Raw genomic sequence first — 26,949 nt, 5'->3', positions numbered from 1 at the left:
ACCGGAGCGGGACGCGCGGCCACCACGAGGGTCCGAGGAGACAACTGACGATGACCGAGGTATGGGGATCCTCCGAGACCGGCGAGGAGGAGACACGGCATCACACACCGGGCACTCCTTGCTGGACCAGCCTCCTGGTGCACGACCTGGAGGCGATCAAGGAGTTCTACGGCAGTCTGTTCGGCTGGTCGTACTACAGCCCCGGTCCGCGCGAGCTGGGCCCGTACGTCCGCGCCACGCTCGACGGCCGCAACGTGGCCGGAATCGGTGAGCTGCCGGCGAACCGTCAACTCGCCAACGCCTGGACCACCTATCTGGCGAGCGACGACGCGGACGTCTCCGCGGAGTGGATCCGCTGCTCCGGCGGCACGGTCGGGGTGGGCCCGCTGGCGGCCGAGGAGGCCGGGCGGCTGGTGCTGGCCACCGACCCGGCGGGGGCACCCTTCGGCGTCTGGCAGGGGCAGCGGCTGCTGTGCCCCCGGCCGACGGGGGTCCGGGGCGTTCCCGGCACGCCGGTCTGGCACGAACTGGTGACCCATGACGCGTCCGCGGTGCTGAAGTTCTACCGCGCCCTGTTCGGGTACGAGACGAAGGCGGCCGGAGCGGTGGACTCGGACATGTTCACGCTGCACGTGGAGGGCCGTCCGGTCGCCTCGATCCGTGGCGCCGGGCCCTCGTTGCTGCATCCGCACTGGATGACGTACTTCGAGGTGGCGGACGTGGACGCCACCGCGCGGCGCGTCGGTGAGCTGGGCGGACGGGTGGTCGGCGGCCCCGAGGAGGCGCAGGCCGGACGGGTGGCGACGGTCGAGGACCCGGAGGGTGCGGTCTTCACCCTGCTGCGGACGGCCCGTTAGTCGCAGCCGTCGGGGTCCACCGGCAGCACATCGGGCGACAGCGCGGCGGCACGGGCCGCGGCGGCCGTCAGCCGGCGGCGGTGGTGGCGCCGGCACAGCACCTCGTAACCCACCACGGTCTCGGGCTGGTTGACGTCACCGACGACGACCTGAGCCCCCTCGACGACCATCTGTCCGCCGATCGTACGGGCGTTGTGAGTGGCCCGCGCCCCGCACCAGCACAGCGCTTCGACCTGCAGCACCTCTATGCGGTCGGCGAGCTCCATCAGGCGGCGGGAGCCGGGGAAGAGCCTGGTACGGAAGTCGGTGGTGATGCCGAAGGCGAAGACGTCGAGTTCGAGGTCGTCGACGATCCGGGCCAGCTGGTCCACCTGTTCCGGGGCCAGGAACTGCGCCTCGTCGGCGATGACGTAGTCGGCACGCCCGCCCGCCGAGAGGTGCGCGACGACGTGCGCGTAGAAGTCGAACTCCTCCCCCGCCTCGACGGAGTCGGTGACCAGGCCGAGCCGGGAGGAGAGCTTGCCCGCGCCCGCGCGGTCGTTGCGGGTGAAGATCATGCCTTGCAGTCCGCGGGCCGAGCGGTTGTGCTCGATCTGCAGAGCGAGGGTGCTCTTTCCACAGTCCATGGTTCCGGAGAAGAACACCAGCTCGGGCATGGGGAAGCCAGGGCCTTTCGTTGTGTCGTGGGGGTGGGGACGGAGTCAGGAACGGACTTCGAGGAGCGGCACGAGCTGCTCGACGGGCGTCATGGAGCCGTGCAGTCCGACCATCTTCGATTCGTTCGGCTCGGTCTCGGTGGCGACGATCGCGATGTCGTCGCGGGCGGCCGCGACGACGTCGCCGATCCGCCCGTACACCCGGTCGTCGACGCCCTCGCCGGGCGGGCCGAACCAGCCCGCCTCGATCGCCTCGTCGCGCCCGGCGACCCACATCTGCTCGCCGAGCACCTCGCGCCAGACGGCCAGCACGTCGCCCGCCGCGCCGGGCACGGCGTAGACGTGGCGGGCCCTGGCCTCGCCGCCGAGGAGTGCCACGCCGGCGCGCAGCTCCCAGTCCTCGTCGAAGTCGATGCGCGACTCCGGGTCGAACGGGATGTCGATCATGCCGTGGTCGGCGGTGACGTAGAGCGCGGAGCGTGGGGGCAGTTGCTCGGCCAGGCGCTGGGCGAGCAGGTCCACGTACATCAGCTGGCCGCGCCACTCCTCGGAGTCGACGCCGAAGCGGTGGCCCTTGCCGTCGACCTCGCTGTAGTAGGTGTAGACGAGCGAGCGGTCGGCGGCGCCGAGCCGGTCGGCGGCGAGATCCATCCGCTCCTCGCCGGAGAGGCGGCCGTGGAAGGTGCCGCCACTCAACGCGATCTTCGTCAGCGGGGTGTGCTGGAAGTCGGGGGCCGAGACCTGGCAGGTGGCGACCCCGGCGGCATCCGCGAGCTGGAAGACCGTCGGGTACGGCTGCCAGGCGTGCGGATCGGTCCAGGGGCGCCAGCGCAGCTGGTTCATCAGCTGCCCGGTGGCCGGGTCGGCGACGGTGTAGCCGGGCAGGCCGTGGGCGCCGGGCGGCAGGCCCGTGCCGACCGAGGCGAGGGACGTCGCGGTGGTCGAGGGGAAGCCGGCGGTCATGGGCGTGCCGGTGCCGTTCATCGAGCTCGGCAGCAGCGAGTGCAGGAACGGCGCCTCGGCGGGGTGGGCACGCAGCAGCTCCCAGCCCAGGCCGTCGATGAGGAAGACGCACACGCGGTCGGCGGGCGCCAGCTCCATGCCCGAGCCGAGGCCGGGCACGCCCATGCCGGCCGCGATCGTGGGCAGCAGGTCGGCGAGCGAGCCGGTGCCGTAGCGGGGCAGTGGGGCGGAGCGGGGGTCGAGCGGGGCCGGATCGTGCCAGGCGGAGCCTGCGGCCGTGTGGCCGGCGGGGTATCCGGACATCAGTGGGCGGTCGCTGCCGTGGCTGCCGTGGCCTCGGAGAGTGCCTGGGCGAAGGCGAGGGTCTGCCGGACGGTGTCGGGGCCGTCGCCCGCCTCGCTGACCCGCAGGCTCAGGTCGTCGGCGGTGGAGGAGCCGGTGTAGCCGTGGTCGGCGTCGCAGTTGGGGTCGCCGCAGGCGGCGGGCTCCAGGTCGATGCGGGAGACGGCGCCCCAGCCGATGGTCAGGACGACCTCGCGCGGCAGCGTGCCCGGGGTGTAGGCCTCGGGGTTGGCGACGACCCGGCTGAGCACGACCGAGGAGATCCGGTCGAGCTTCACGGACTCCGTGGACGTCGTCGCGTACGGGGACGGGGACGTGCCGTCGGCGGCCTGCTCGTCGGTGTGGCTGACGATGAATCGGGTGCCGGTCAGGACGAGGACCGTGACATGGCGGCGGACCTCGTTGGAGTCGAACGTCGTCTCCTGGTGGACCAGGTACGACACGACCGCCTCCCCGCCCACGGCGGCCTCCACCGCCTCGGCCACGAGAGCCGGGTAGTAGCCGCTGCGCTCGATAGCCGCGCGCAGCCCCTGGGTCGTCGTACCGGTCTTCGCCATACGCCCATCCTACGGGGCGTACGGGGCACGGCTGCCGCCCATCCCCGGGCAGGGCGCTCAGTACGGTGGCAGGCTGCGCGGGCCGAGGTCCGTGCGGGCCGGTGGCGGCGCGAGCCGTATGGAGGCGCCGAGGACGTGCACCCCGTGCTGGGCGACGATCACCGGCTCCAGGTCGGCGCCCACGACTTCGGGATGATCGTCGACGAGTCGCGAGACGCGCAGCAGCAGCTCCTCGAGGGCCGGGGTGTCGACGGGCGCGGAGCCGCGCCAGCCGAACAGCAGGGGCGCGGTGCGGATCGAGCGGATGAGCTCGGCGGCGTCCCGGTCGGTGGCCGGTACGAGGCGGTGGGCGGTGTCGCCGAGCAGCAGGGACGGCGCGCCCGCCAGCCCGAAGGACAGCACGGCTCCGGCGGCGGGGTCGATGGTGGCCCTCACCACCGTGTCGACGCCGCGGGGGGCCATCGACTGCACGACGAGCCGGATCTCCTCCGGCTTGCCGAGCAGCTCCGTCAACTCGGCGTAGGCGCGGCGCAGTTCCGCTTCGCCGCCGAGGTCGAGCCGGACCCCGCCGAGGTCGGCGCGGTGTCGCAGGTGGGGCGCGGTGGGCTTGAGCGCGACAGGGAAGCCCAGCCGGTGCGCGGCGCGCACGGCGCTGCCGGGGTCGGGCGCGGGCAGTGCGGGCAGCACGGCGATCCCGTAGCGGGCGAGGAGGCGCTGGGTGTCGGCGGCGGAGAGCGTCACGGCCCGGGGCGCGGTGGCGCCGTGGGCCTTGAGCAGGACGCCGATGTCGGCGGCGGCGCCCGCCTCGTCGATGTCCTCGTACTCGGGCACCCGCCCGGGGGCCACGGCCTGCCGCCGCCACCGGGCATACCGCACTGCCTCGGCGAGCGCGCGGACGGCCCGCTCGGCGGCGGGGTAGGCGGGGATGCGGACAGCGGGGGCGGGGCCGTGGTCGGCGGCGCCTTCCTGTGCGGCGGGTGCCGTGGTCCCGCCCGTGTCCGGTGCCGGGGCGGCGAGCGCCTCGGCCAGGCCGGGGATCTCCAGGTGGACCACGGCCACCGGCTTGGGTGCCGGGGCTTCGGCGACCGCCCGGCGGAGGGCGTTCGCGAGGTCCGCGGCCGAGGCGTCGCCGACCCGGGGGATGGCGGTGACGACGACGGCGTCGCAGGCCCGGTCGGCGAGGGCCTCGGCCAGGGCGGCGTGGAAGTCGGCCGGTGCGGCGGCGGTGGTCAGGTCCCGCGGCATCAGCGGATGCAGGCCGTCCGTGAGGCAGGCGTCGTAGGTGAGGAGGGCGAGGGACTCGGAGTTGCCGAGGATGGCGACGCGGGGGCCGGCCGGCAGGGGCTGGGAGGCCAGGAGCAGGCCCGCGTCGGCCAGCTCGGTGACCGTGTCGACCCGGATGACGCCGGCCTGCCGCAGCAGTCCGGAGACGGTGGCGTCGGGGATGCGGGTGGTGGGCACGGCATGGCCGGCGGGCGCGGCGGAGCCGTGGCGGGCGGCCTTGACGACGACGAGCGGCTTGCGGGCGGCCGTCCGCTTGGCCAGGCGCGCGAACTTTCGCGGGTTGCCGATCGACTCCAGGTACATCAGGGCGACGTCGGTGTCCGGATCGTCGTGCCAGTACTGCAGGAAGTCGTTGCCGGAGACGTCGGCGCGGTTCCCGGCGGAGACGAACGTGGAGATGCCCACCAGGCCGGCCGCGCGCCGGTGCAGCCCGCCGAGCAGGGCGATGCCGATCGCGCCGGACTGGCTGAAGAGCCCGACGCGCCCGGCGGCCGGCAGTTCGGGCGACAGGGAGGCGTTGAGCCGGACGCCGCCGGCGGTGTTGATCAGGCCGAGGGCATTGGGCCCGATGACGCGCATGCCGTACGAGCGGGCCTGCCGCACCAGCTCGCGCTGCCGCTCGCGGCCCTCGGCCCCGCTCTCGGCGTATCCGGCGGACAGCACGACGAGTCCCTGGACGCCGTGCTCGCCGCAGTCGGCGACGACGGCGGGCACGTGGGCGGCGGGCACGGCGATGACGGCGAGGTCCACGGGGCCCTCGATCCCCAGGACGGAACGGTGGGCGGGGACCCCCTCGGGCTCCAGCACCGAAAGGTCTTCGGGGAAGGCGTGGTTGACCGCGTATGTGCGCCCGGTGAAGCCACCGGCCAGGACGTTGCGCAGGACGGTGCGGCCCAGGCCGCCCGGCTCACGGCCGGTGCCGACGACGGCGACGGAGCCGGGGGCGAGCAGCCGCTGCACCGAGCGGGCCTCGGCGCGCTGCTCACGGGCGCGCTGGACGGCGAGGGACCGGTCGGTCGGTTCGAGGTCGAGCTCCAGGCGCACGACGCCGTCCTCGAAGCTGCGCTTCTGCGTGTAGCCGGCATCCGTGAAGACTTTGATCATCTTCGTGTTGGCGGGCAGCACCTCGGCGGCGAAGCGCCCGATGGAGCGTTCGCGCGCGACGGCCGCGATGTGTTCCAGCAGTGCGGAGGCCACGCCCCGGCCCTGGTGGGCGTCCTGCACGAGGAAGGCGACCTCGGCCTCGTCGGCGGGGCCCGAGGCGGGCATGCCGTGGCCGTCGATGCGGTCGTAGCGGACCGTGGCGATGAACTCGCCGCCGACGGTTGCGGCCAGGCCCACCCGGTCGACGTAGTCGTGGTGGGTGAAGCGGTGCACGTCCCGGTCGGAGAGGCGGGGGTAAGGGGCGAAGAAGCGGTAGTACTTGGACTCGTCCGAGACCTGTTCGTAGAAGCTGACCAGGCGCTGAGCGTCGTCGGGCGTGATGGGCCGGATCTGCGCGGTGCCCCCGTCGCGCAGCACGACATCGGCTTCCCAGTGGGCCGGGTACGCATGCTCGGGCGGCGTCTGCATGGGGCCAGCGTAAGGCCGGGCACCGACAGCCGGTGGCGGCGTCCGGCCCATGGGAGCGGGCCGTACGGCCCTGCGCGGGCGCGCGCATGGGCACCGCGCGCCCCATGCGACAATGGTCTAGACAACCAATATCGACTTGAAGGGCAACACCATGGTTGAGCGCCGCGTAAACGTCGGCTGGGCCGAGGGCCTGCACGCCCGGCCCGCGTCGATCTTCGTCCGTGCGGCGACGGCCGCCGGCGTCCCCATGACGATCGCCAAGGCCGACGGCAACCCGGTCAACGCCGCGTCCATGCTCGCCGTGCTGGGCCTGGGCGCCCAGGGTGGCGAGGAGATCGTCCTGGCCACCGAGGCCGAGGGTGCCGAGGCCGCGCTCGACCGTCTGGCCAAGCTGGTCGCCGAGGGCCTCGAGGAGCTCCCCGAGACCGTCTGACCCACCGGGCCCGCTGTGATGCGGCGGGTACGTGGCAGCTTGATTCAGTGGGGCCGTGGCAGCCGCAAGAAGCCGCCGCGGCCCCACTGCCGCGGAAAAGCAGAAATTGCCGGGCCGCTATTCGCGCACGAATAGCGGCTCATTGTTAAGAACGGGCGCCCGCCGTGTTTACGGATTGTTTCGGGGACGGCGCCCGGCGCGGGCCTGCCGGCCGCCGCAGCCGGAATTCCCCGGGCGAACGGCCGGCCCGGGCGACGGCCAGGGCACGCGCCCGCTCGGCGTCACCGCGGGCCACGGCGTCCACGAGCGCCCCGCACGCCTCCCAGCTCTCCAGCGGCCGCACCGGCGGCTCCGCCGCGTACACCCAGGCGATCTTGCGCCGCAGCTGGGTGAGGAGCGCCGCGAGGCTGGGGCTGCCGGAGGCCTGGGCGAGCGTCTCGTCGAACCAGTCGCCCAGCGGGCGCAGTTCGCCCGTACGGCCCGTGCGCGCCCGCTCCTGACCGAGCCTGACCAGCCCGCGCAGCACCTTCAGATGCGCCTCGGTGCGCCGCTGCGCGGCCCTGGCGGCGCCCAGCGGCTCCAGCAGGGCACGGACGTCGAGCAGGTCGGCCGCCTCCCGCTCGGTGGGCTCGGCGACACAGGCGCCGGCGTGCCGCCGGGTGGTCACGAAGCCCTCGGAGGCCAGGGTGCGCAGCGCTTCGCGCACCGGCACCCGGGAGACCCCGTAACGGCGGGCCAGGAGTTCCTCGATGAGCCGGCTGCCGGGCGGGAACGCACCGGAGACGATGTCGTCGCGGATCGCGGTGCACACGGCGTGCGCGGAAATGCGGCGGCCGCTGTGCACCGCCTCGCCATCGCCGTTCACGTACGGCCCCGCATGGCTGTACCTCCGACTTATGACCTGACCCCCGTGAATCACGGACGATTGACGACCGTTCAGCGACTCTATGGCAATCGGGTGGGATTTCCGATGGGTCAGCCGGTTCATGGATATTTTTTGGCCAAACGCGAAGACCCCGGCCAGGGGCCGGGGTCTTTCGGAAAGCTTGGTGCGCCGCCTGCGCGGTCCTACAGGCTGACGCCGTGGGCGCCCATGTAGGCGACCGGGTCGATGTCGGTGCCGTAGGTGGCGCCGGTACGGGCCTCGAAGTGCAGGTGCGGGCCGGTGACGTTGCCGGTGGCGCCGGAGAGGCCGATCTGCTGGCCCGGGGTGACCGTCTGGCCGACGGAGACGTCGATCGAGGAGAGGTGGCCGTACTGCGTGTAGGTGCCGTCCGACATCTTGATGACGACGTTGTTGCCGTACGCGCCGCCCCAGCCGGCCTCGACGATGGTGCCGGAGCCGACCGCGCGCACCGAGGTGCCCGTCTCGGCGTGCATGTCGATGCCGGTGTGGCTGCCGGAGGACCACAGGCCGCTGGAGGCCTTGTAGGAGGTGGAGACGTAGGAGCCGTCGATCGGGCTCACGAAGGTGCCCAGGCGCTTGCGCTCCTCGTCGCGGGCGGCGCGCTCCTTGGCGGCGCGCTCCTCCTCGAGCTTGCGCTTGGCCTCTTCGGCGCGCTGCTTGGCGTCGGCGGCCCGCTGCTTGGCCGTGGCCTCGGCCTGGAGCCGGATGGCGGCCTCGTCGGCGGCGCTGCGCTGGGTCTCGGCCTGGGCGTCGACGTTGTCGGCCATGACGTCGCCGATGACGATGGCCTGGGTCAGGCCGGTGTCCTCAAGGCGGTGGTTGTCGTCGGTGGCGGCGAACGCCGGGGCGGCGACACCGGCGACCACACCCGCGGCGGCGAGGGTGGCTATGCCCGCCACATTGGCGCTGACACGCACGGCTCGGCTCGGACGACGGTGTTTACCCATGGCTGGGCGATCCTTTCCTTCCTTCTCGCCTACCGGGTTAGCTGACGGGTTCGGAGCAGGAAGGTCTCCTACGGCTCCCTCGTGAAAGGGACCCGATTCACCCCAGGGACGTTTGGGTCCCCGGCTCCCCTCGGCTCGCGCCTCGGGAACTCGGCGATGGCTGTCCGGGACCGCGGTTGCGGCTCCGATCTGACGGACTGCCGCCCTGACGCTAAACGGCGTCAGATTCGAACGGCAAACAGAACGGGGCTTTTATGACGTACGCCACACGACCAACGTGCAACCACTGCATGAAACTGGACATAAGGGAGGCGCGTGCGCCTCTGCGGGCTCACGCGCCTCCCTTGTCCACTCATATCCGGCACATCGGCACAGGGGATGCCGGGTGTTGAGCACCCGTCAGGCGGGGATGACGGTCACCGCGCCGATACCGAGGGCCTTGACCGGCTCGGTGATCTCGGCGGCGTCACCGACGAGGACGGTGACCATGCGGTCCACGGGGAACGCGCTGACGGCGGCCGCGGTGGCCTCCACCGTGCCGGTCTCCGCGAGGCGTTCGTACAGCCGCGCCTGGAAGTCGTCCGGGAGGTACTGCTCCACCTGGTCGGCGAGGGTGGCCGCGACGGCGGCCGCCGTCTCGTACTTCAGCGGTGCGACGCCGACCAGGTTCTGCACGGCGACGTCACGCTCGGCCTCGGTCAGTCCCTCCGCGGCCAGCGTGCGCAGCACGGCCCACAGGTCCTCCAGCGCCGGGCCGGTGTTGGGGGTGTCCACGGAGCCGCTGATGGCGAGCAGGCCCGTGCCCGTGGCGCCCTCGGACGGGGGCACCGAGCGCAGCACCTGACCGAAGGCCCGGACGCCGTAGGTGTAGCCCTTCTCCTCGCGCAGGACGCGGTCCAGGCGGGAGGTGAGGGTGCCGCCGAGGCAGTACGTGCCGAGCACCTGGGCGGGCCAGAGCCGGTCGTGCCGGTCGGGGCCGACGCGGCCGATGAGCAGCTGCGTCTGGACCGCGCCGGGGCGGTCCACGATCACGACGCGGCCGGTGTCGTCCGCGGTGACCGCCGGTACGGGCCGGGGCTCGGCGCCCGGTCCGGTCCAGGTGCCCAGCGACTCGGCCAGGGCCTCGTCGAGGTCGATGCCGGTGAAGTCGCCGACGATGACGGCGGTCGCCGTGGCGGGGCGGACGTGGTCCTCGTAGAAGGCACGCACGGCCGCGGCGTCGATGCGCTTGACGGTCTCCTCGGTGCCCTGGCGGGGGCGGGAGAGCCGGGAGCCGGCCGGGAAGAGCTCGGCGGAGAGCGCCATGGCCGCCCGGCGGGCGGGGTTGGCGAGCTCGTGCGGGATCTCGTCCAGCCGGTTGGCGACGAGGCGCTCGACCTCGTTGTCGGGGAAGGCGGGGACGCGCAGCGCGTCGGCGAGCAGGCCGAGGGCCTTGGCCAGCCGGGACGCCGGGACCTCCAGGGAGACGCGCACGGCGGGGTGGTCGGCGTGCGCGTCGAGGGTGGCGCCGCAGCGCTCCAGCTCGGCGGTGAAGTCCTCGGCGCTGAGCTTGTCGGTGCCCTCGGAGAAGGCGCGCGCCATGATCGTGGCCACGCCGTCCAGGCCCTCGGGCTCGGCCTCCAGGGGCGCGTCCAGGCTGATCTCGACGGCGATGACCTGCTGGCCGGGGCGGTGGCAGCGGAGCACGGTGAGGCCGTTGGGCAGCTGCCCGCGCTCGGGGGCGGGGAAGGCCCAGGGGGTGGCCTGCCCGGGCTTGGGCTGCGGGTGGAATTCCATCGTCGCGGTGGTGGTGCTGGCGGATGCGGCGTCGCTCACCGGTCCGTCTCCTCTTCGTTCTGGTCGGCGTGCCGGTCGGCGCCGGCGTCGGACTGCGCGGAGGTCGGCTCGTACACCAGCACGGCGCGGTTGCCGGGGTGCAGACGGGCCTTGGCGACGGCCTGCACCTCCTCGGGGGTGATCTCCAGGACGCGCTGCACGGCGGTCAGCGCGAGCTGCGGGTCACCGAACAGCACGGCGAAGCGGCACAGTTCGTCGGCGCGGCCGCTGACGGTGGCGAGCCGGTCCAGCCACTCGCGCTCCAGCTGGGCCTGGGCGCGCTCCATCTCCTGCGGTGTCGGTCCCTCGACGGCGAAGCGGGCCAGCTCCTCGTCGACGGCGGCCTCGATGGCGGGCACCTCGACGCCGCCGGACGCCTTGACGTCCAGCCAGCCGAGCGAGGGGGCGCCGGCGAGGCGCAGCAGGCCGAAGCCGGCGGCGACGGCCGAGCGGTCGTGGCGGACCAGGCGGTTGTGCAGGCGGGAGGACTCGCCGCCGCCGAGGATGGTCAGGGCCAGGTCGGCGGCGTCGGCCTCGCGGGAGCCGTCGTGCGGCAGGCGGTAGGCGGCCATCAGCGCGCGGGCGGGCACCTCCTCGCGCAGGACCTGGCGCACCTCCTCGCCGATGGTGTCGGGGAGGGAGCCGTCGCGCGGGGTCTGCTTGCCGTCGTGCGAGGGGATGGAGCCGAAGTACCTCTCGATCCAGGCGAGCGTCTGCTCGGGGTCGATGTCGCCGACGACCGCGAGGACGGCGTTGCCGGGCGCGTAGTAGGTGCGGAAGAAGGCGCGCGCGTCCTCCAGGGACGCGGCGTCCAGGTCGGCCATCGAGCCGATGGGCGTGTGGTGGTACGGGTGGCCGTCGGGGTAGGCCATGGCCGTCAGCTTTTCGAAGGCCGTGCCGTAGGGCACATTGTCGTACCGCTGGCGGCGCTCGTTCTTGACGACGTCGCGCTGGTTCTCCATCGACTCGTCGTCGAGCGCGGTGAGCAGCGAGCCCATCCGGTCGGCTTCCAGCCACAGGGCCAGCTCCACCTGGTGGGTGGGCATGGTCTCGAAGTAGTTGGTGCGCTCGAAGCTGGTGGTGCCGTTGAGCGAACCGCCGGCGCCCTGCACCAGCTCGAAGTGGCCATTGCCCTTGACCTGCGCCGAGCCCTGGAACATAAGGTGCTCGAAGAGGTGGGCGAGGCCGGTGCGGCCCTTGACCTCGTGGCGCGAGCCGACGTCGTACCAGAGGCAGACGGCCGCCACCGGGGTCAGATGGTCCTCGGAGAGCACGACCCTGAGGCCATTGGCCAGGCGGTGCTCGGTCGCTGTCAGGCCGCCGGAACCGGCCTGTTGCGTGGCCGTGTGACCCATGGGCATGTACGTCCCTTCGATCTCTTGAGATCTCGCGGTGCCTCGCGACGACTCGCGTGATGAACAGTGCTGTCACTGTATGCAAGCGCGCTGACATCTGGCGAAGTTCCCGGCCCGCTGTACACGCCCGGGACGGGTCGCGGTCAGGGTTGTCAGTGGCGCGGTCCACAATGGTCGGCGTCAGAACCGCCTCGGCACCCGATCGAAGGAGCAGCAGCCGCGATGGCCCGCCGCAGCACGAAGACCCCGCCGCCGGAAGACTTCGAGGAGCGCATCCTCGACATCGACGTCGTCGACGAGATGCAGGGCTCCTTCCTTGAGTACGCCTACTCCGTCATCTACTCCCGCGCCCTGCCCGATGCCCGGGACGGCCTCAAGCCCGTCCACCGCCGCATCCTGTTCCAGATGAACGAGATGGGGCTGCGCCCCGAGCGCTCGTACGTCAAGTGCGCCCGCGTCGTCGGCGAGGTGATGGGAAAGCTCCACCCGCACGGCGACGCGTCGATCTACGACGCGCTGGTGAGAATGGCACAGCCCTTCTCGATGCGGGTGCCGCTGGTCGACGGCCACGGCAACTTCGGCTCGCTGGGCAACGACGACCCGCCCGCGGCCATGCGGTACACCGAGGCCCGGATGGCGGCGGCCACGTCGCTGATGACCGAGTCGATCGACGAGGACACCGTCGACTTCACGCCGAACTACGACGGCAGCGAGCAGGAGCCGGTCACACTCCCCGCCGCGTACCCGAACCTGCTGGTCAACGGCACGTCCGGGATCGCGGTCGGCATGGCGACGAACATGCCGCCGCACAACCTGGGCGAGGTCATCGCCGCCGCCCGGCATCTGATCAGGCACCCCGGCGCCGATCTCGACACGCTGATGAAGTACATCCCGGGCCCGGACCTGCCCACGGGCGGCCGGATCGTCGGCCTGAGCGGGGTGCGCGACGCGTACGAGACGGGCCGCGGCACCTTCAAGATCCGGGCGACCGTCGCCGTGGAGAACGTGACGGCCCGCCGCAAGGGCCTGGTGGTCACCGAGCTGCCCTTCGCGGTGGGTCCGGAGAAGGTGATCTCCAAGATCAAGGACCTGGTCGGTTCGAAGAAGCTGCAGGGCATCGCCGACGTCAAGGACCTCACCGACCGCGCCCACGGCCTGCGCCTGGTCATCGAGATCAAGAACGGTTTCAACCCCGAGGCCGTCCTGGAGCAGCTCTACAAGCTGACGCCGATGGAGGAGTCCTTCGGCATCAACAACGTCGCGCTGGTGGACGGCCAGCCGCTGACGCTGGGCCTCAAGGAACTGCTGGAGGTCTACGTCGACCACCGCTTCGAGGTGGTGCGCAGACGCAGCGAGTTCCGGCGCGGCAAGCGGCGCGACCGGCTGCACCTGGTCGAGGGTCTGCTGGTGGCGCTCGTCGACATCGACGAGGTCATCCGAATCATTCGATCGAGTGAGAACGCCGCTGAGGCGAAGGGGTCACTCGTCGAGCGGTTCTCGCTCTCCGAGGTGCAGACGCAGTACATCCTCGACACCCCGCTGCGCCGCCTGACGAAGTTCGACCGGATCGAGCTGGAGTCGGAGCGGGACAAGCTCAACCGGGAGATCGAGGAGCTCACCCGGATCCTGGAGTCGGACGCCGAGCTCCGTAAGCTCGTCTCCTCCGAACTGGCCGATGTGGCGAAGAAGTTCGGCACCGACCGGCGCACGGTCCTGCTGGAGTCGGCGGGCGCCCCGGCGTCGGCGGTGCCGCTGCAGGTCGCGGACGACCCGTGCCGGGTGCTGCTGTCCTCGACCGGGCTGCTGGCCCGTACGGCCACGGGTGAGCCGTTCCCGCCGGGGGCGGGCGAGACCAAGCGCGTCAAGCACGACGTGATCGTCTCCGCGGTCCCGGCGACGGCCCTGGGCGAGGTGGGAGCGGTGACCTCGGCCGGGCGGCTGCTGCGGCTGCGGGTGATCGATCTGCCGCAGCTGCCGGAGACGGCGGCAGCCCCGAGCCTGGCGGGCGGTGCGCCGGTCGCGGAGTTCCTGTCCCTGGCGGACGGCGAGCGGGTGGCCTGCCTGACCACCCTGGACGAGTCCTCGCCCGGCCTGGCGATCGGTACGGAGCAGGGCATCGTCAAGCGCGTGGTCCCCGACTATCCGGCCAACAAGGACGAGTTGGAGGTCATCTCCCTCAAGGACGGGGACAGCATCGTCGGCGCGGTCGAGCTGCGGACGGGCGAGGAGGATCTGGTCTTCATCACGGACGACGCCCAGCTGCTGCGCTACCAGGCCTCCCAGGTGCGCCCGCAGGGCCGCCCGGCGGGCGGCATGGCGGGCATCAAGCTGGCGTCCGGCACGAAGGTCATCTCGTTCACGGCCGTCGATCCGGCGGAGGACGCGGTCGTCTTCACGGTGGCCGGGGCCCGTGGCGGCCTGCCGGGCGCCGCTTCGGAGGCGACGGCGAAGCTGACGCCGTTCGACCAGTACCCGCGCAAGGGCAGGGCGACGGGCGGTGTGCGCTGCCAGCGCTTCCTGAAGGGCGAGGACTGCCTGGTCCTGGGCTGGGCGGGGGCCACCCCGGCCCGCGCCGCGGCCGCCAACGGCACCCCCGTCGACCTGCCGGAGACCGACCCGCGCCGTGACGGTTCGGGTACGCCTCTGCCCAAGCCGGTGGCCACGGTGGCGGGGCCGGTGTAGGCCCCGGACCCGCACCCGGGGCCGGTGCGCGGTCCGGGCCGGCCCACCGGGCGGCTCAGGACTGCGCGTACCGCCGGCTCAGGACTGCGCGTACCGCAGGACGCCCCACATGCTGCGGTCGTCCTCCCCGGAGGACGGCGCGGCGGTGTCCCGGCACGCGTCGAGCCCGTCCCGCAAGGCCCGGGCGTCGATTCCGGCACCGATCATGACGAGCTGGGTGGCGCGCTTCTCGGAGCGCGCCCACGCCGACGGGTAGAAGCGCAGGAAGTCACCGACGGCGTGCACGGCGAACTTGTGCCGGTGCCCGGCCACCCCGAAGTGGACGAAGCCCTTGATGCGGTAGAGCCCCTCCGGCCGGCTGTCGAGGAATTCCATCAGCCGGCGCGGGTGCATCGGGTCGTCGGATATGAATTCCACGCTCTCGTAGGCGGCGTGCAGATGACCATGGTGGCCGAGGTCCTCGTCGCGCTCCCCCGTGCACAGGTCCTCGAAGGAGAGCTGCCGGATCGCCTCGGTCCGCTCCTGCCTGGGCTTGCGGTCGAACAGCAGGTCCGGGTCGACGCGCCCGTGCGAGGCCGTCACCACGGGCGTGCCGGGGGCGAGCCCGGTGAGCGTCGCCGTGAGGCTCTCGCGTGCCTCGTCCCCGATGCGGTCGGTCTTGTTGAGGACCACGAGATCGGCGATGGCCACATGCCGGTCGATCTCCGGGTGCCGCTCGCGCGTGCCGGAGAACTCCGCCGCGTCGATGACCTCGACCAGCCCGCCGTAGACGATGTTCCTGTTGTCGCTGGCCAGGATCATCCGGATGAGTTCCTGCGGCTCGGCCAGTCCGCTGGCCTCGATGACGATCACGTCGATCCGGGCCGCCGGCCGGGCCAGCCGGTCCAGGAAGCCGTCCAGCTCGCTGGTGTCCACGGCGCAGCACAGGCAGCCGTTGCCCAGCGACACCATGGAGTCGACCTGTCCGGCGACGCTCATCGCGTCGATCTCGATGCTGCCGAAGTCGTTGACGATCGCCCCGATCCGGCTGCCCCCGCTGCGCCCGAGAAGGTGATTGAGCAGGGTCGTCTTGCCGGAGCCCAGGAAGCCGGCGAGCACGATGACCGGGATCTGTCGCTTGGCCAAGGGTGAGCGCCTCCATCATGAGTCGAGCGGGTCCTTCGCCTGCCCCAGGATTTCACCTGCCCCAGGATTTCACCTGCCCCAGGATAGGGGCGGCGGGCCTGCCGCCCTTGGGGCCGCCCGTCGCCCGGGTGGATCAGGCCGGTACACAGCGCCAAGCACACTCAGGTTAGGCTTACCTACGTGAGCACGTGCGCGACCGCCTCCCGCCTGTTGACCGAGCCGTTGGCCGGCACCGCCGCACCCGCGCGGACGTGGCTGCTGATCGAGCAGCCCGGTCCGTGGGGAGCCGACGCGCTCACCTCCAGTCACCTCGACCCCGCAGTCGGCCGCGCCCTGGACGAGTCGGTCGCGGGCACCGGTGTGCGCATCGCGCTGATCCGGCGCCCCGGGCGGCACGCCGACTGCCGCGAGGCGTCCGTCCAGCGGGTCTTCGCCGCCCACACCGCACCCGGCCGCTCCTGGATCCGTACGACGCTGCTCGCCGACCCCGCGCGGCTGCTGGAGCTGGACCTCGCGGCACTGGGTGCCGGCGAGCACGGCGGGCTGTGGGATCCGTACGACGGGGATCCGCTCGCGCTCGTCTGCACCAACGGCAAGCGCGACCGCTGCTGCGCGCTGCTGGGCCGGCCCCTCGCCGCGGAGCTGACCGCCGCGGGCGGCACCGAGGTCTGGGAGGTCACCCATATCGGTGGGCACCGCTTCTCGCCGACCCTCTTCGTCCTGCCCTACGGCTACGCCTACGGGCGGGCCACCGCGCACGCCGTCAAGGAGGCGCTCGAAGCGGCGCGCGAGGGCCGCGTCGCCACCGCCAACTGCCGGGGCCGCTCGGCGTGGGAGCGCCCCGGCCAGGCCGCCGAGCTGGCGGTGCGCGCGCTGACCGGCGAGGAGAGCGCGGACGCACTGGACATCACCGCGACCGACGGCGGCGCACCCCGCTGGAGCGTGACCGTCGCGCACACCGACGGGCGGTCCTGGCGGGTCGAGGTCGAGCAGGGTGCGGCGCAGCCGCCCCGGCCGGAGAGCTGCGGCAGGGCGCTCGGCACGCCGGCCCGCATGGACGTCGTCGCCGTCACCGCGCTCGGCTGATCACTCAGCCGGACTTCTCCACGAACTCCGTGGTGTAGGTCTTCTTGAGGTCCACCGAGGCGTTCTTGAGGTTGGGGTTGAAGGCCTTGAGGACCTCCAGGACCGTCTTGGGCCCGTCGGCGGGCATCACGCCGTCCTTGGTGAACATCGGCAGGGTGTTCTCGATGGCCTTCGCGTAGAGCTCCTTGCCGCCCTTGGCGTAGTCGGCGGGCATCTGGGCCATGATCTCCTCGGGCGTGTGCTCCGACATCCACTTCAGAGTCTTGACCATGGCGTTGGCGAGCTTCTGGACGGTCTCCTTGTGGGTGTTGACCCAGTCGGTGTTCATGTACAGGCTCGACGCGGGGTAGAGGCCGCCGAGCGCCGCTCTGGAACCCTCGGGGGTCCGCATGTCGACGAGGACCTTGCCGAGGTCCTTGGCGAGGACCTGGGCGACGGTCGGGTCGGTGGTCATGCCGCCGTCGATGGCGCCCTTCTCCAGGGCCGCGATGAAGGTCTGGCCCGCACCGACGGCCACCGGCGTGAAGTCGCTGACCGGCACGCCGTTCTTCACCGCGAGGTACTTCGTCAGGAAGTCGGTGGACGAGCCGAGACCGGTGACGCCCAGCTTCTTGCCCTTGAAGTCCTTGGGCGAGGAGAGGCCGGAGGCGGCCTGCTTGGAGACGATCTCCACCTCCCCCGGCGTCTGGGCGAGTTGGACCACGGACTCCACCTGCTTGCCCTTGACCTGCAGGTCGAGGGTGTGGTCGTAGAAGCCGACGACCCCCTGGACGTCGCCGGACACCAGCGAGGTGGTGGCCTGCACGCCCGCGGGCTCGCTGAGGAGCTTGACCGTCACGCCCTCCTGCTGGAAGTAGCCCAGTCGCTGGGTGAGCACCGCGGGCAGGTAGATGACCTTGTCCAGGCCGCCGACCATGATCTTGACGGTGTCGCCCTTGAACGATTCGCTCCCCGAGGTGTCGGCCGAGGATTCATCGGCGCATCCGGAGAGGGACAGGCACATCACCCCCGCGACGGCCGTCGCGGAGACCTTGGCGATCCTGCCGTACGTACGCATGATCCGTTCCTTACGATCGATTTCGGGCGGAAGTCGGGGGGTGTGGGGTGGTGGGGGGAGGCGGGAGGAGGTGGGGGGCAGGCCGTACGGGTCAGTGCCCGCCGTACCGGTCAGTGCCCGCCGGGCTTCCAGCGGAAGAGCCGCTTCTCGGCGAAGGTCAGCAGGCCCTCGGCGAGGAGGGCGACGACGGCGAGGATGGTCATCGCCGCATACACGCCGGCCGTGTTGAAGGTGCTCTGCGAGGCGGCGACCAGCAGTCCGATGCCCTTGGCCGCGCCCATGTACTCGCCGACGATGGCGCCGATGAGGGCGAAGCCGAAGCTGACGTGCAGGCTGGTGAAGATCCACGAGGTGGCGGAGGGGATGACGACCTGTAGGGTCACCCGGCGATTGCTCGCGCCCAGGATGCGGGCGTTGGCGACGAGGTTGCGGTCCACCTCGCGGGCCCCCTGGAAGGCGTTGAAGAAGACGGGGAAGAAGACCAGCACCACGGCCGAGGCGATCTTGGAGGCGGGCCCGAGGCCGAACCAGATCAGGAAGATCGGCGCGAGGACGATGCGCGGCAGCGCGTTGAGCACCTTGATGTACGGACCGAGGACGTCGGCGAGGAAGGGGGCGCGGCCGAGCACGATGCCGAGCACCACTCCGGCCGTCACGCCGATGGCCCAGCCGAGCAGGGCCTCGTGAAGCGTGCACCAGATCTGTTCCCCGAGCGATCCGTACGGGGTGCCGTGCAGCGTCCACTGCGCGATCTGGTCCCAGATCTTCGACGGCATCGAGAAGTTGAACGGGTCGATGACCTTGGTGCGGGACAGCACCTCCCAGGCGGCCAGCAGCACGACGAGCAGCAGCACGCGGGCGCCGAGGATCACGAGCCGGCGGCTACGGGCCGCCTTCGCGCGGGCCTTGGTCCGGCCGGTGCTTCTGGGCAGGGCGGTGTAAGCACCGACAGACTCAGCGGACTCAAGCGACATGGGCGGCACCCCTCTCACGGGTGATACGGACTTCCTCACCGAGGGAGGACCAGATCTCCCGGTAGATCTCGATGAACTCCGGTTCCAGGCGGACGGATTCGACCTTGCGCGGCCGGGGAAGGCCGATCGGGAAGATCTTCTTCACGGTGGCCGGGCCGGCGGTCATCACCACGACCTTGTCGGCGAGCGCGATGGCCTCCTCCAGGTCGTGGGTGACGAAGACGACGGACGCCCTCTCGGCGGCGGCCTTCCCGCCGCTCTCGCGGGAGCCGCCGCCCCACAGCTCCAGCAGTTCGTCCGACATCAGCGCCCGGGTCTGCACGTCCAGCGCCGAGAACGGCTCGTCCATGAGAAGGATCGCCGGGTCGTTGACGAAGGTCTGCGCGAGCGCCACGCGCTTGCGCATGCCCCCGGAGAGCTGATGCGGATAGCGGTCCTCGAACGCCGCGAGCCCCACCCGGCCGAGCCAGTCGCGGGCCCGCTCGCGCGCCTCCGCCTTCGGCGCACCGCGGAAGCGCGGGCCGGCCATCACGTTGGACAGCACCGTGCGCCAGGGAAAGACCGCGTCCTGCTGGAAGACGAAGCCGACCTCGGGCCTGATCCCGGTCACCGCCTCGCCGCCGACCAGCACCTCGCCCTCGGTGGGCTCCTCCAGGCCGCTCACGAGCGTGAGGGTGGTCGACTTGCCGCAACCTGTCGGGCCGACGACCGCCACGAACTCGCCCTGGGCGACGGTCAGATCAAGATCACGCACAGCCGTGTGCTCTCCGCCCGACGGCGTGCGGAACACCTTGCTCGCGCTGCGCAGTTCGATGGCCGGAAATGTTCCGGAAGGAGTGCTCCAGGAGGTGCTCGACAAGGTGCTGGACGAGGTGCCCGGAGGGCTGTCCGGGGGGTTGTCACGTGGGGTGCCGCTGTTCATCCGTCCGCCTCCGCTGCCCGGGTGTCCGGCCCCGCCATCCCGTGCGGGGCAACCGGTGCTGGAGGTTAGGTATGGCGTGCACCACAGGGGCAGTCTTGTGAGCGCTGTGCGACTTGAGTGCACGAAGCCTGTTCTGCTCGTTTTGCTCGCGATAGAACAACAAAAGTGACACAGGGGCGACACAAGAGGCCATCATCCGGCTACGTTCGGTTCATATCAGCGGCGTTCATGTTCATGGCAGCGACCTGCGGCGATCCGCGCGCCAGGCCCTGCAGGGCATGCGCGCCGAGCCGACGGCCCGGACGACGAGCCTGAAGACGAAGAAGACGAAAGGGACACGCATGCGCCTCCGGTGGCCCCGCCGCGTCTTCGCGCAGGTCCTCTCCGTCCAGCTCCTGATCACCACGGGCGTCATCGCGCTCACCGCCGGCCTGTTCCTCCAGCCCCTCGGTGCCCAGCTCGACGAGCAGGCCGAGCAGCGGGCCCTGGCCATCGCCCAGGCCACGGCCGCGCAGCCCGGCATCGCCCACGCCGTACTCGCCGGCCGCCCCGGGCCCGACGGACCGGTCCAGGCCGCATCCGAGCGCATCCGCCTGGCCACGGCCGCCAGCTACGTCGTGGTGGTCGACACCCAGGGCATCCGCTACTCCCACACCACGCCCGGCGAGATCGGCCGGCACGTCAGCACCGACCCCGGCCCCGCCCTGACGGGCCACGAGTGGACGGGCATCGAGAACGGCACCCTCGGCCGCTCGGCCCGGGGCAAGGTGCCCCTGCGCGACACGGAGGGTGCCATCGTCGGCGCCGTCTCGGTCGGCATCGCCTACGACGACGTGCGCGACGTCCTCCTGCAGGCGCTGCCCGGCCTCCTCGTGTACGCCGGCGCCGCGCTCGCGGCCGGTGCTCTGGCCGCGTTCGCCGTCTCGTGGCGACTGCGCAAGCGCACCCACGGCATCGAACTCTCGGAGATCTCCGCCCTCCTCGACGAGCGCGAGGCGATCCTGCACGGCATCCGCGAGGGCGTGGTCGCACTCGACCGGCGCGGTCGCGTGCGGCTGGTCAACGACGAGGCGCAGCGGCTCCTGGGCCTCGGGCCCGACGCCATCGGGCAGCCGCTGGACGCCGTCCTGCCGCCCGGCCGGACCACCGACGTCCTGACGGGCCGCGTGGCCGGCACGGACCTGCTCACCGTCCGGGACGGGCGGGTACTGCTCGCCAACCGCATGGACACCACCGACGGCGGCACGGTGGCCACGCTGCGCGACCGTACCGAACTGGAGCAACTGGGCCGGGAGCTGGACGGCACCCGGGGGCTGACGGAGGCACTGCGCGCACAGGACCACGAGCACGCGAACCGGCTGCACACCATCGTCGGGCTGTTGGAGCTGGGGCTCTACGAGGAGGCCGTCGATTTTGTGGCGGAGGTGACGGGCGCCCACCGGGCGACCGCCGAGCAGGTGACCGAGCGGGTGCACGAACCGCTGGTCAGTGCCCTGCTCGTGGGCAAGAGCGCGGTCGCGGCGGAGCGCGGGGTAGCCCTGCGAGTGAGCGAGGGGACGTACCTGCCGGACGGGGTGGTGGACCCGCGGGACCTCGTCACGGTGCTCGGCAACCTCGTCGACAACGCGCTGGACGCGGCGAGCCGGCACCGGGCGGACGCGTTCGTGGAGGTCGAGGTGCGGGCCGCGGGCACCGCTGTCGTGGTGAGCGTCTCGGACAACGGCCCGGGGGTCCCGGTGGAGGTCCGGGAGCTGGTGTTCGCCGACGGATGGTCCACCAAGGAGGCCGCCCCGCACCGCCCCCGGGGCCTGGGCCTCTCGCTCGTGCGGCGGCTGGCCGAGCGCTACGGAGGCTCGGCCCGGGCCGGCGAACGGGACGGCGGCGGCGCGGTGTTCACGGTGGAGCTGCCGGAGGCGCTGCGCGCACCGGCCCTGACACCGGATGCGCCGCGATCCCTCGAAGGAGTGAACGGATGATCGAGGTCCTGGTCGTGGACGACGACTTCCGCGTCGCCGAGATCAACGCGGCGTACGTCGCCAGGGTGCCGGGCTTCCGCGTGCGGGCGACAGCCCACAACGCGGCGCAGGCCCTGGCGCTGCTGGAGCGCGGCGGCATCGACCTGGTGCTGCTGGATCACTACCTGCCGGACGAGACCGGACTGTCGCTGGTCCGCCGCATCCGGCAGCTGGGCCACCACACGGACGTCATCATGGTCACGGCCGCCCGCGACATCGCGACCGTGCGGACGGCGATGCGTTACGGCGCCCTGCAGTATCTGGTGAAGCCGTTCTCCTTCGCGGGGCTGCGGGCGAAGCTGGAGGCGTACGCGCGGCTGCGCCGGACGTTCGAGGGCGCCGAGGAGGCGGAACAGGACCAGGTCGACCGGATCTTCGGTGCCCTGCGCACCGCCTCGGCCACCGCTCCGCTGCCCAAGGGCCACTCCGCGCCGACCGCCGAACTGATCCGGCGGGTGCTCTCGGACGCGACGCGACCGCTGTCGGCGCACGAGGTGGCGGAGCGGTCGGGGCTGAGCCGGTCGACGGCCCAGCGCTACCTCAAGCGGCTGGAGGAGTCGGGAAGGCTCAGTCTGACGCTCAAGTACGGCGAGACGGGCCGCCCCGAGCACCGCTACACCTGGGCGGGCCGGTGAACCGCCCTCATGCCGCCCCGGCGCCGGTGAGGGAGCGCACCTCCGCTTCGGCGTATCCGGCTCCGTCGGCGGGCTCGGGCGAGGTGACGGTGCCGAGCCAGCCGGCGAGGAAGCCGAGCGGCACGGAGACCAGGCCGGGGTTCTCCAGGGGGAACAGCCGGAAGTCCAGGCCGGGGAAGATCGCATCCGGGCTGCCGGAGACGACCGGGGAGACGACGACGAGAAGCACGGCAGGAATCAGCCCGCCGTAGACGGACCAGACCGCGCCCCGTGTGGTGAAGCGCTGCCAGAACAGCGAGTAGAGCAGCACCGGAAGGTTGGCCGAGGCGGCGACGGCGAAGGCCAGGCCGACCAGGAAGGCGACGTTGAGGTTCTGGGCGAGCAGCCCGAGCCCGATGGCGACCACTCCGGTGCCGGCCGCCGCGACGCGCGCGACGGTGACCTCGCCGCGGGGTGCGTGGCCGGCACGTGCACGGCGGCCGGCGCTGCCGCGGCGGCTCAGCGTGGCGTGGAGGTCGTGGGCGACCGAGGCGGAGGAGGCCAGGGTGACCCCGGCGACGACGGCGAGGATGGTGGCGAAGGCAACGGCCGCGACCACAGCGAACAGGATCGTTCCTCCTGTGGAGCCCGCGCCGCCTCCCAGGTCGAGGGCGAGCAGGGGCACGGCCGTGTTACCGGCCGGGCTGGCAGCCCGCACCGCGTCGCTGCCGAGCACCGCCGCGGCGCCGAAGCCGAGGACGATGGTCATGAGGTAGAAGCCGCCGATGAGGGCGATGGCCCACACGACCGACCTGCGTGCGGCCCGGGCAGTGGGCACGGTGTAGAAGCGCGCGAGGATGTGCGGCAGACCGGCGGTGCCGAGGACGAGGGCGAGGCCGAGGCTGATGAAGTCCAGCCGGGAGGTCAGGTCGTGGCCGTACTTCAGGCCCGGTGCGAGGAAGTCGCGGCCGTGACCGCTGCGGTCGGCGGCCGTGGTGAGCAGCGCGGAGACGTCGCCGTGGAAGCGGAGCAGGACGAGGACGGTCAGCGCGATCGTGCCGCCCATCAGCAGCACAGCCTTGACGATCTGGATCCACGTGGTGGCCCGCATCCCGCCCAGCGTGACGTAGACGACCATCAGGGCCCCGACGGCGATCACCGTCCAGCCGCGGGCCCGCTCGCCGGTGCCGCCCAGCAACAGGGCCACCAGGCTGCCCGCGCCGACCATCTGGGCGACGAGGTAGAGAACGGAGACGGTGATGGAGGAGATGCCGGCGGCGATACGGACCGGGCGCTCGCGCAGGCGGGCGACCAGGACGTCGGCGAGGGTGAACCGCCCGCAGTTGCGGACCAGTTCGGCGACGAGGAACAGTACGACCAGCCAGGCGACGAGGAAGCCGACGGAGTAGAGCATTCCGTCATAGCCGTAGAGGGCGATGAGGCCGGAGATGCCGAGGAAGGACGCGGCGGACATATAGTCGCCGGCGATGGCGAAACCGTTCTCCAGGGGGGAGAACAGCCGGCCGCCCGCGTAGAACTCCTCGGGTGAGCCCTGCCGTTCACGCCCCGCCCAGGTGGCGATGGCGAGGGCCACGGCGACGAAGACGAGGAACAGAGTCATGGCCAGGCCCTGATGGGACCCGCTCACCGGATCTCACCCAGGCTCCGCGACGAGGCGCCCGGACCTTGCGCCTGCCCGGCGGTGAGCGCCAGCCGCTCCTGCCGCACGCCGCCCTGCAGCGTCTCCAGCGTGACCGTCCAGCGCAGCTCCATCGCGGCGGGGTCGCGGCGCAGCCGGGCGTGGCGCGCGTAGGCCCAAGTCAGCAGGAAGGTCGTGGCGAACTGGGCGAGTCCGGCGACCATCGCCACGTTGAGCGCGCCCGCCACGGGCCTGGCCATCACCCCCGGCGCCGCGATCGCCGCCAGCACATACGCCAGGTACCAGCCGAGGAAGACGACGGTCACGGGAAAGGCGAACCGGCGGTAGCGGCGGCGCACTTCCCGGAACGCCGCACTGCCCTGGACTTCCCGGTAGATTCCGGCCGCATCCCGCGCGGGCTCCGTCCCGGCCGTCCGCTGAACCGTTACGGCAGCGCGCCCGTCGCTCTCTCTCACAGAACTCTCCCTGGTCGCCGACCCCGTTGGCCGCGTGCCCAAGAATGGACAGACCGGAAAGATCCAGCCCCGCGCACAGGCGGACGTTCACTCCATCAGGTGATGGGCGTCCCGGGCGGCCGGGCGAGGCCGTACCGGAAGGCGTACCGCACGGCCTGCGCCCGGTCCCGCACGCCTGTCTTGGCGAACAGGTTGTTGATATGCGTCTTCACCGTCGCGGTGCTCACATGTAGCCTGCGGCCGATCTCCGCGTTGGTCATCCCCTCGGCCACGAGGGAGAGCACCTCCGCCTCACGTGCCGTGAGCCCGTCCGGCAGCTCGCGAGGGGCCGCGGACCCGGCGGGCGGGCTTTCGACCCATGGTGCCGAAAGCCGTTCCAGCAGCCGCAGTTGCACCTTCGGCGACAGCCCCGCCTCCCCGGACATCACATGCTCCACGGCCCGTACGATCTCCTCCCCGCCGGCGTCCTTGGTGAGGTAGCCGCGGGCGCCCGCCTGCAGGGCGGGAAAGAGCGAGTCGTCGTCGGCGTAGGTGGTGAGGATCACCACCTGGGTGGCCGGGTACTGGGCCCGGATGCGCCGCGTCGCCTCCACCCCGTCGCACCGCGGCATCCTCAGGTCCATCAGCACCACATCCGGGGCGTGTTCGGCGACCAGCCGCACCGCCTCCAGGCCGTCGGCCGCCGCCCCGACCACCTCGATGCCCGGCAACAGCCCCAGGAGCATCACGATGCCCTCACGCACCACCGTCTGGTCGTCGGCCACCACCACCCGTGCCGCCCTCGGGCCGGCGACGCCGCCCGTGCCCTCCGCTCCCCCCGCACCGTCCGTACTGCCCGTCACGCGGGCACCCGCAGACGCACCATAAAGCCCTCCTGGTCAGGTCCGGCCGGACCGGCCTCCAGCGTGCCGCCCAGCAGCTCGGCGCGCTCCCGCATTCCCAGCAGACCGTACCCGGCGCCGGAGACCGCCGGCCCACCGACGATCCCGTGCCCGCCACCGTCACGGACGCACAACTCCACCTCCCCGTCCAGATAGGCGAATCCCATCTCCACCCGAGCCCCCGGAGCGTGCTTGCGCACATTGGTCAGCGCCTCCTGCGCGACCCTGCGCACCGCCAGCCCGGCCTCGGCGGGCAACCTGCGCGGCTCCCCCGTCACTTCCAGTCGCGCCCCCTCCGACGCCGCCGCTTCCCGCAGGAAGTCCTCCGCCTGTGTCAGCTCCCCGCGCAGGGCCGACAGCGCCTGCCGGGTCTCGGCCAGCCCCTCACGGGCCATCCCCCTGGCCGCCGACACCCGCTCCAGGACCCGCTGCCGCTCCGCCCCGCTCTCGATCAGCAACCGGGCCGCCTCCAGGTGCACCAGCTGCGCGGAGAGGCTGTGCGCGAGCACGTCGTGGATCTCCCGGGCGATCCGTGCCCGCTCGGCCAGCGCCGCCGACTCCGCCTCTGCCTGCCGGGCCGCCCTCTCCTGGGCCAGCAGCCGGAATCCGGCACCCCGCGCCTCCTCGTCCAGCCTGAGCGCGTACCCAATGAGCAGCACCCCGGCCACCGTCCCGGCGGTCGCCAGTGAGCGGTTCTCGCTCGCCAGGACGTACGCCCCCATGCAGACGCCCGCGGCCGCCAGTCCGTACCCGAGCGGAAGCCGCTCCACCGCGAGGGCCGCGCACAGGCACCACAGCCCCGTCGAGGCGGCGTGCGAACCGCCCAGCTCCGCGGCGGCCCCCACTACCGCGAGCACCCCCAGCAGCCCCAGCGACGTCCACAGTCGCCGGGCGAGCGTCGAGTGGTAGCAGCGCCACACCGCGGCGACGCAGATCAGGAAGCCCGCGGTGACAGCGGCGTACCCCCACCCACGGATGGTGTCCTCCCGCAACACCCCCCACAGGAACGCCCCGATCAGGACGATCCGCGTCACCCAGGCGATCACCTGGCGGCGCCGGGGCACCCCTACCTTGGCGAGCGCCTCACGTGCGGGCCACTCGCTCCAGTTCTCGGTCGGCACGTGCTGTCCCTCCACCGGGGCGTCGGTCTCAGCCACCGGCAGGGACACGGTACGCCGGGCGTATGTCCTGGGCCCGGTACACCACCACCCCGGTGCGGGCGAGCAGCGTGGCCGCCATCATCAGCATGGTGGCGGGGCCGCCCTGATGGACCCCGGCCAGCGCACCGAGGCCGGACAGGCCCAGCCTGAGAGCCACCCCGCCGAGCCATATCGCCGCCGTCGCACCGTTGCCCTTGGCCCAGACCGCTCCGGAGGCGTCGGCCCATATTCGGGTGGTCCACGCCCATCCCGCTCCGGTCGCGAGCCCGGCCAGCGTCCCGGCCGCGAGCAATGCCACGGAGACCGCCCGGTGGTCCGGGTCGATCAGACCCGGCTCACGCACCGACATGAAGATCAGGACAGCCGGCAGGATCGCCCAGCCCTTGGCGTCGGAGACCACCTTCTGCGCCTTCAGTTGCCGCGCGAGAACGAGCGCGCAAACCCCGGCGATCACCGCGAGGTCGAGCGGACCGGACATGGAATGCCTCCGTGGGAACGCGGACGAACCGCGAAGGTGCGTGGATGACCAACGCATCCGACGCTACGGAGTCGGCTCCCGGCCCGGATCGGAGCACGGGTGGATCCGGGGTGGAGGCCGGGTGGAGATCTTCTCCACCCGGGGGTGGACGC

The 26,949-nt window shown here is 72.2% G+C and carries 23 protein-coding genes and 1 riboswitch; of the genes, 6 read left to right on the top strand and 17 right to left on the bottom strand.

Annotated features, from left to right (window positions below; translation table 11 throughout):
• Positions 1-50: 50 nt before the first annotated feature.
• Entirely contained in the window at positions 51-857 is an 807-nt protein-coding gene (locus tag AB0F13_RS03810) for a VOC family protein (protein WP_362074659.1), read from the top strand.
• Here the strand turns inward: AB0F13_RS03810 and AB0F13_RS03805 are convergent.
• The 4 genes from AB0F13_RS03805 to AB0F13_RS03790 are packed head-to-tail and all read right to left on the bottom strand — an operon-like array spanning position 854 to position 6,231.
• Positions 854-1,513 (bottom strand): thymidine kinase, encoded by a 660-nt coding sequence (locus AB0F13_RS03805; protein ID WP_362074656.1) that lies wholly within the window; start codon positions 1,511-1,513, stop codon positions 854-856. The two genes, AB0F13_RS03810 and AB0F13_RS03805, sit on opposite strands and share 4 nt — an antisense overlap.
• A 45-nt stretch (positions 1,514-1,558) precedes the next feature.
• Positions 1,559-2,779 (bottom strand): nucleotide pyrophosphatase/phosphodiesterase family protein, encoded by a 1,221-nt coding sequence (locus AB0F13_RS03800; RefSeq protein WP_362074653.1) that lies wholly within the window; start codon positions 2,777-2,779, stop codon positions 1,559-1,561.
• On the bottom strand, positions 2,779-3,375 hold the full coding sequence (locus AB0F13_RS03795) for a DUF5998 family protein (protein WP_362074650.1): 597 nt from the start codon (positions 3,373-3,375) through the stop codon (positions 2,779-2,781). The genes AB0F13_RS03800 and AB0F13_RS03795 overlap by 1 nt, the downstream gene beginning before the upstream one ends.
• 57 nt (positions 3,376-3,432) lie before the next feature.
• Positions 3,433-6,231 (bottom strand): GNAT family N-acetyltransferase, encoded by a 2,799-nt coding sequence (locus tag AB0F13_RS03790; protein WP_362074647.1) that lies wholly within the window; start codon positions 6,229-6,231, stop codon positions 3,433-3,435.
• 151 nt (positions 6,232-6,382) lie between these two features.
• Between AB0F13_RS03790 and AB0F13_RS03785 the strand changes: the two genes are divergently transcribed.
• Positions 6,383-6,664 (top strand): HPr family phosphocarrier protein, encoded by a 282-nt coding sequence (locus tag AB0F13_RS03785; RefSeq protein ID WP_362074644.1) that lies wholly within the window; start codon positions 6,383-6,385, stop codon positions 6,662-6,664.
• 145 nt (positions 6,665-6,809) lie between these two features.
• Here AB0F13_RS03785 and AB0F13_RS03780 read toward each other — a convergent pair whose 3' ends face one another.
• From AB0F13_RS03780 to AB0F13_RS03765, 4 genes are all read right to left on the bottom strand, one after another.
• Positions 6,810-7,529, bottom strand: coding sequence for a GntR family transcriptional regulator (locus AB0F13_RS03780; protein WP_362074641.1), 720 nt, complete (start codon positions 7,527-7,529; stop codon positions 6,810-6,812).
• A gap of 203 nt (positions 7,530-7,732) precedes the next feature.
• Positions 7,733-8,518 (bottom strand): peptidoglycan DD-metalloendopeptidase family protein, encoded by a 786-nt coding sequence (locus AB0F13_RS03775; RefSeq protein WP_362074638.1) that lies wholly within the window; start codon positions 8,516-8,518, stop codon positions 7,733-7,735.
• A gap of 11 nt (positions 8,519-8,529) precedes the next feature.
• Positions 8,530-8,684: riboswitch (cyclic di-AMP (ydaO/yuaA leader) on the bottom strand.
• Positions 8,685-8,917: 233 nt separating this feature from the next.
• Positions 8,918-10,294 carry a pitrilysin family protein gene (locus AB0F13_RS03770; RefSeq protein ID WP_362076000.1) on the bottom strand — a complete coding sequence of 459 codons (1,377 nt, stop codon included), beginning with the start codon at positions 10,292-10,294 and terminating at the stop codon, positions 8,918-8,920.
• A gap of 35 nt (positions 10,295-10,329) precedes the next feature.
• Positions 10,330-11,688, bottom strand: a complete 1,359-nt coding sequence (locus tag AB0F13_RS03765) for a pitrilysin family protein (RefSeq protein WP_362075997.1) — start codon at positions 11,686-11,688, stop codon at positions 10,330-10,332.
• Positions 11,689-11,910: 222 nt separating this feature from the next.
• Between AB0F13_RS03765 and AB0F13_RS03760 the strand changes: the two genes are divergently transcribed.
• Positions 11,911-14,370 carry a DNA topoisomerase IV subunit A gene (locus AB0F13_RS03760; protein ID WP_362074635.1) on the top strand — a complete coding sequence of 820 codons (2,460 nt, stop codon included), beginning with the start codon at positions 11,911-11,913 and terminating at the stop codon, positions 14,368-14,370.
• 78 nt (positions 14,371-14,448) lie between these two features.
• On the opposite strand, the gene AB0F13_RS03755 is transcribed toward AB0F13_RS03760, so the two are convergent.
• On the bottom strand, positions 14,449-15,495 hold the full coding sequence (locus AB0F13_RS03755; RefSeq protein WP_362074632.1) for a GTP-binding protein: 1,047 nt from the start codon (positions 15,493-15,495) through the stop codon (positions 14,449-14,451).
• Between the two features lie 180 nt (positions 15,496-15,675).
• On the opposite strand from AB0F13_RS03755, the gene AB0F13_RS03750 reads away from it, so the two are divergent.
• Positions 15,676-16,581 (top strand): sucrase ferredoxin, encoded by a 906-nt coding sequence (locus AB0F13_RS03750; RefSeq protein ID WP_362074629.1) that lies wholly within the window; start codon positions 15,676-15,678, stop codon positions 16,579-16,581.
• 4 nt (positions 16,582-16,585) lie between these two features.
• Here the strand turns inward: AB0F13_RS03750 and AB0F13_RS03745 are convergent, their stop codons facing one another.
• The 3 genes from AB0F13_RS03745 to AB0F13_RS03735 all read right to left on the bottom strand — a co-directional run bounded on the left by AB0F13_RS03745 (position 16,586) and on the right by AB0F13_RS03735 (position 19,471).
• Positions 16,586-17,638 (bottom strand): ABC transporter substrate-binding protein, encoded by a 1,053-nt coding sequence (locus tag AB0F13_RS03745; RefSeq protein WP_362074626.1) that lies wholly within the window; start codon positions 17,636-17,638, stop codon positions 16,586-16,588.
• 110 nt (positions 17,639-17,748) lie between these two features.
• Positions 17,749-18,612 carry an ABC transporter permease gene (locus tag AB0F13_RS03740; RefSeq protein ID WP_362074623.1) on the bottom strand — a complete coding sequence of 288 codons (864 nt, stop codon included), beginning with the start codon at positions 18,610-18,612 and terminating at the stop codon, positions 17,749-17,751.
• Entirely contained in the window at positions 18,602-19,471 is an 870-nt protein-coding gene (locus AB0F13_RS03735; protein WP_362075994.1) for an ABC transporter ATP-binding protein, read from the bottom strand. The genes AB0F13_RS03740 and AB0F13_RS03735 overlap by 11 nt, the downstream gene beginning before the upstream one ends.
• Before the next feature lie 404 nt (positions 19,472-19,875).
• On the opposite strand from AB0F13_RS03735, the gene AB0F13_RS03730 reads away from it, so the two are divergent.
• Complete coding sequence (locus AB0F13_RS03730) at positions 19,876-21,510, top strand: sensor histidine kinase (RefSeq protein WP_362074620.1); 1,635 nt, start codon at positions 19,876-19,878, stop codon at positions 21,508-21,510.
• Positions 21,507-22,184, top strand: coding sequence for a response regulator (locus AB0F13_RS03725; RefSeq protein WP_362074617.1), 678 nt, complete (start codon positions 21,507-21,509; stop codon positions 22,182-22,184). The genes AB0F13_RS03730 and AB0F13_RS03725 overlap by 4 nt, the downstream gene beginning before the upstream one ends.
• Before the next feature lie 7 nt (positions 22,185-22,191).
• Here AB0F13_RS03725 and AB0F13_RS03720 read toward each other — a convergent pair whose 3' ends face one another.
• From AB0F13_RS03720 to AB0F13_RS03700, 5 genes are all read right to left on the bottom strand, one after another.
• Complete coding sequence (locus tag AB0F13_RS03720; protein WP_362074614.1) at positions 22,192-23,811, bottom strand: cation acetate symporter; 1,620 nt, start codon at positions 23,809-23,811, stop codon at positions 22,192-22,194.
• On the bottom strand, positions 23,808-24,278 hold the full coding sequence (locus AB0F13_RS03715; protein WP_362074611.1) for a DUF485 domain-containing protein: 471 nt from the start codon (positions 24,276-24,278) through the stop codon (positions 23,808-23,810). Before AB0F13_RS03715 ends, AB0F13_RS03720 begins: the two co-directional genes overlap by 4 nt.
• 95 nt (positions 24,279-24,373) lie before the next feature.
• Positions 24,374-25,048 carry a response regulator transcription factor gene (locus AB0F13_RS03710; protein WP_362075991.1) on the bottom strand — a complete coding sequence of 225 codons (675 nt, stop codon included), beginning with the start codon at positions 25,046-25,048 and terminating at the stop codon, positions 24,374-24,376.
• Positions 25,049-25,116: 68 nt separating this feature from the next.
• Entirely contained in the window at positions 25,117-26,316 is a 1,200-nt protein-coding gene (locus tag AB0F13_RS03705; protein WP_362074608.1) for a histidine kinase, read from the bottom strand.
• A complete protein-coding gene (locus AB0F13_RS03700) occupies positions 26,309-26,797 on the bottom strand; it encodes a DUF1453 domain-containing protein (protein ID WP_362074605.1) in 489 nt (162 codons plus the stop codon). Before AB0F13_RS03700 ends, AB0F13_RS03705 begins: the two co-directional genes overlap by 8 nt.
• Between the last annotated feature and the right edge of the window lie 152 nt (positions 26,798-26,949).

Source organism: Streptomyces sp. NPDC026206 (assembly GCF_040638465.1).
Lineage (GTDB): Bacteria > Actinomycetota > Actinomycetes > Streptomycetales > Streptomycetaceae > Streptomyces.
Note: the sequence above shows the minus strand (reverse complement) of the source record. Positions and strands in the feature narration are given on the sequence as shown.

Coding starts and splice junctions, on each gene's coding strand:
- AB0F13_RS03810 (WP_362074659.1), top strand. CDS start 51: ATGACCGAGGTATGGGGATCCTCCGAGACCGGCGAGGAGGAGACACGG.
- AB0F13_RS03805 (WP_362074656.1), bottom strand. CDS start 1,513: ATGCCCGAGCTGGTGTTCTTCTCCGGAACCATGGACTGTGGAAAGAGC.
- AB0F13_RS03800 (WP_362074653.1), bottom strand. CDS start 2,779: ATGTCCGGATACCCCGCCGGCCACACGGCCGCAGGCTCCGCCTGGCAC.
- AB0F13_RS03795 (WP_362074650.1), bottom strand. CDS start 3,375: ATGGCGAAGACCGGTACGACGACCCAGGGGCTGCGCGCGGCTATCGAG.
- AB0F13_RS03790 (WP_362074647.1), bottom strand. CDS start 6,231: ATGCAGACGCCGCCCGAGCATGCGTACCCGGCCCACTGGGAAGCCGAT.
- AB0F13_RS03785 (WP_362074644.1), top strand. CDS start 6,383: ATGGTTGAGCGCCGCGTAAACGTCGGCTGGGCCGAGGGCCTGCACGCC.
- AB0F13_RS03775 (WP_362074638.1), bottom strand. CDS start 8,518: ATGGGTAAACACCGTCGTCCGAGCCGAGCCGTGCGTGTCAGCGCCAAT.
- AB0F13_RS03770 (WP_362076000.1), bottom strand. CDS start 10,294: ATGGAATTCCACCCGCAGCCCAAGCCCGGGCAGGCCACCCCCTGGGCC.
- AB0F13_RS03765 (WP_362075997.1), bottom strand. CDS start 11,688: ATGGGTCACACGGCCACGCAACAGGCCGGTTCCGGCGGCCTGACAGCG.
- AB0F13_RS03760 (WP_362074635.1), top strand. CDS start 11,911: ATGGCCCGCCGCAGCACGAAGACCCCGCCGCCGGAAGACTTCGAGGAG.
- AB0F13_RS03745 (WP_362074626.1), bottom strand. CDS start 17,638: ATGCGTACGTACGGCAGGATCGCCAAGGTCTCCGCGACGGCCGTCGCG.
- AB0F13_RS03740 (WP_362074623.1), bottom strand. CDS start 18,612: ATGTCGCTTGAGTCCGCTGAGTCTGTCGGTGCTTACACCGCCCTGCCC.
- AB0F13_RS03730 (WP_362074620.1), top strand. CDS start 19,876: ATGCGCCTCCGGTGGCCCCGCCGCGTCTTCGCGCAGGTCCTCTCCGTC.
- AB0F13_RS03725 (WP_362074617.1), top strand. CDS start 21,507: ATGATCGAGGTCCTGGTCGTGGACGACGACTTCCGCGTCGCCGAGATC.
- AB0F13_RS03700 (WP_362074605.1), bottom strand. CDS start 26,797: ATGTCCGGTCCGCTCGACCTCGCGGTGATCGCCGGGGTTTGCGCGCTC.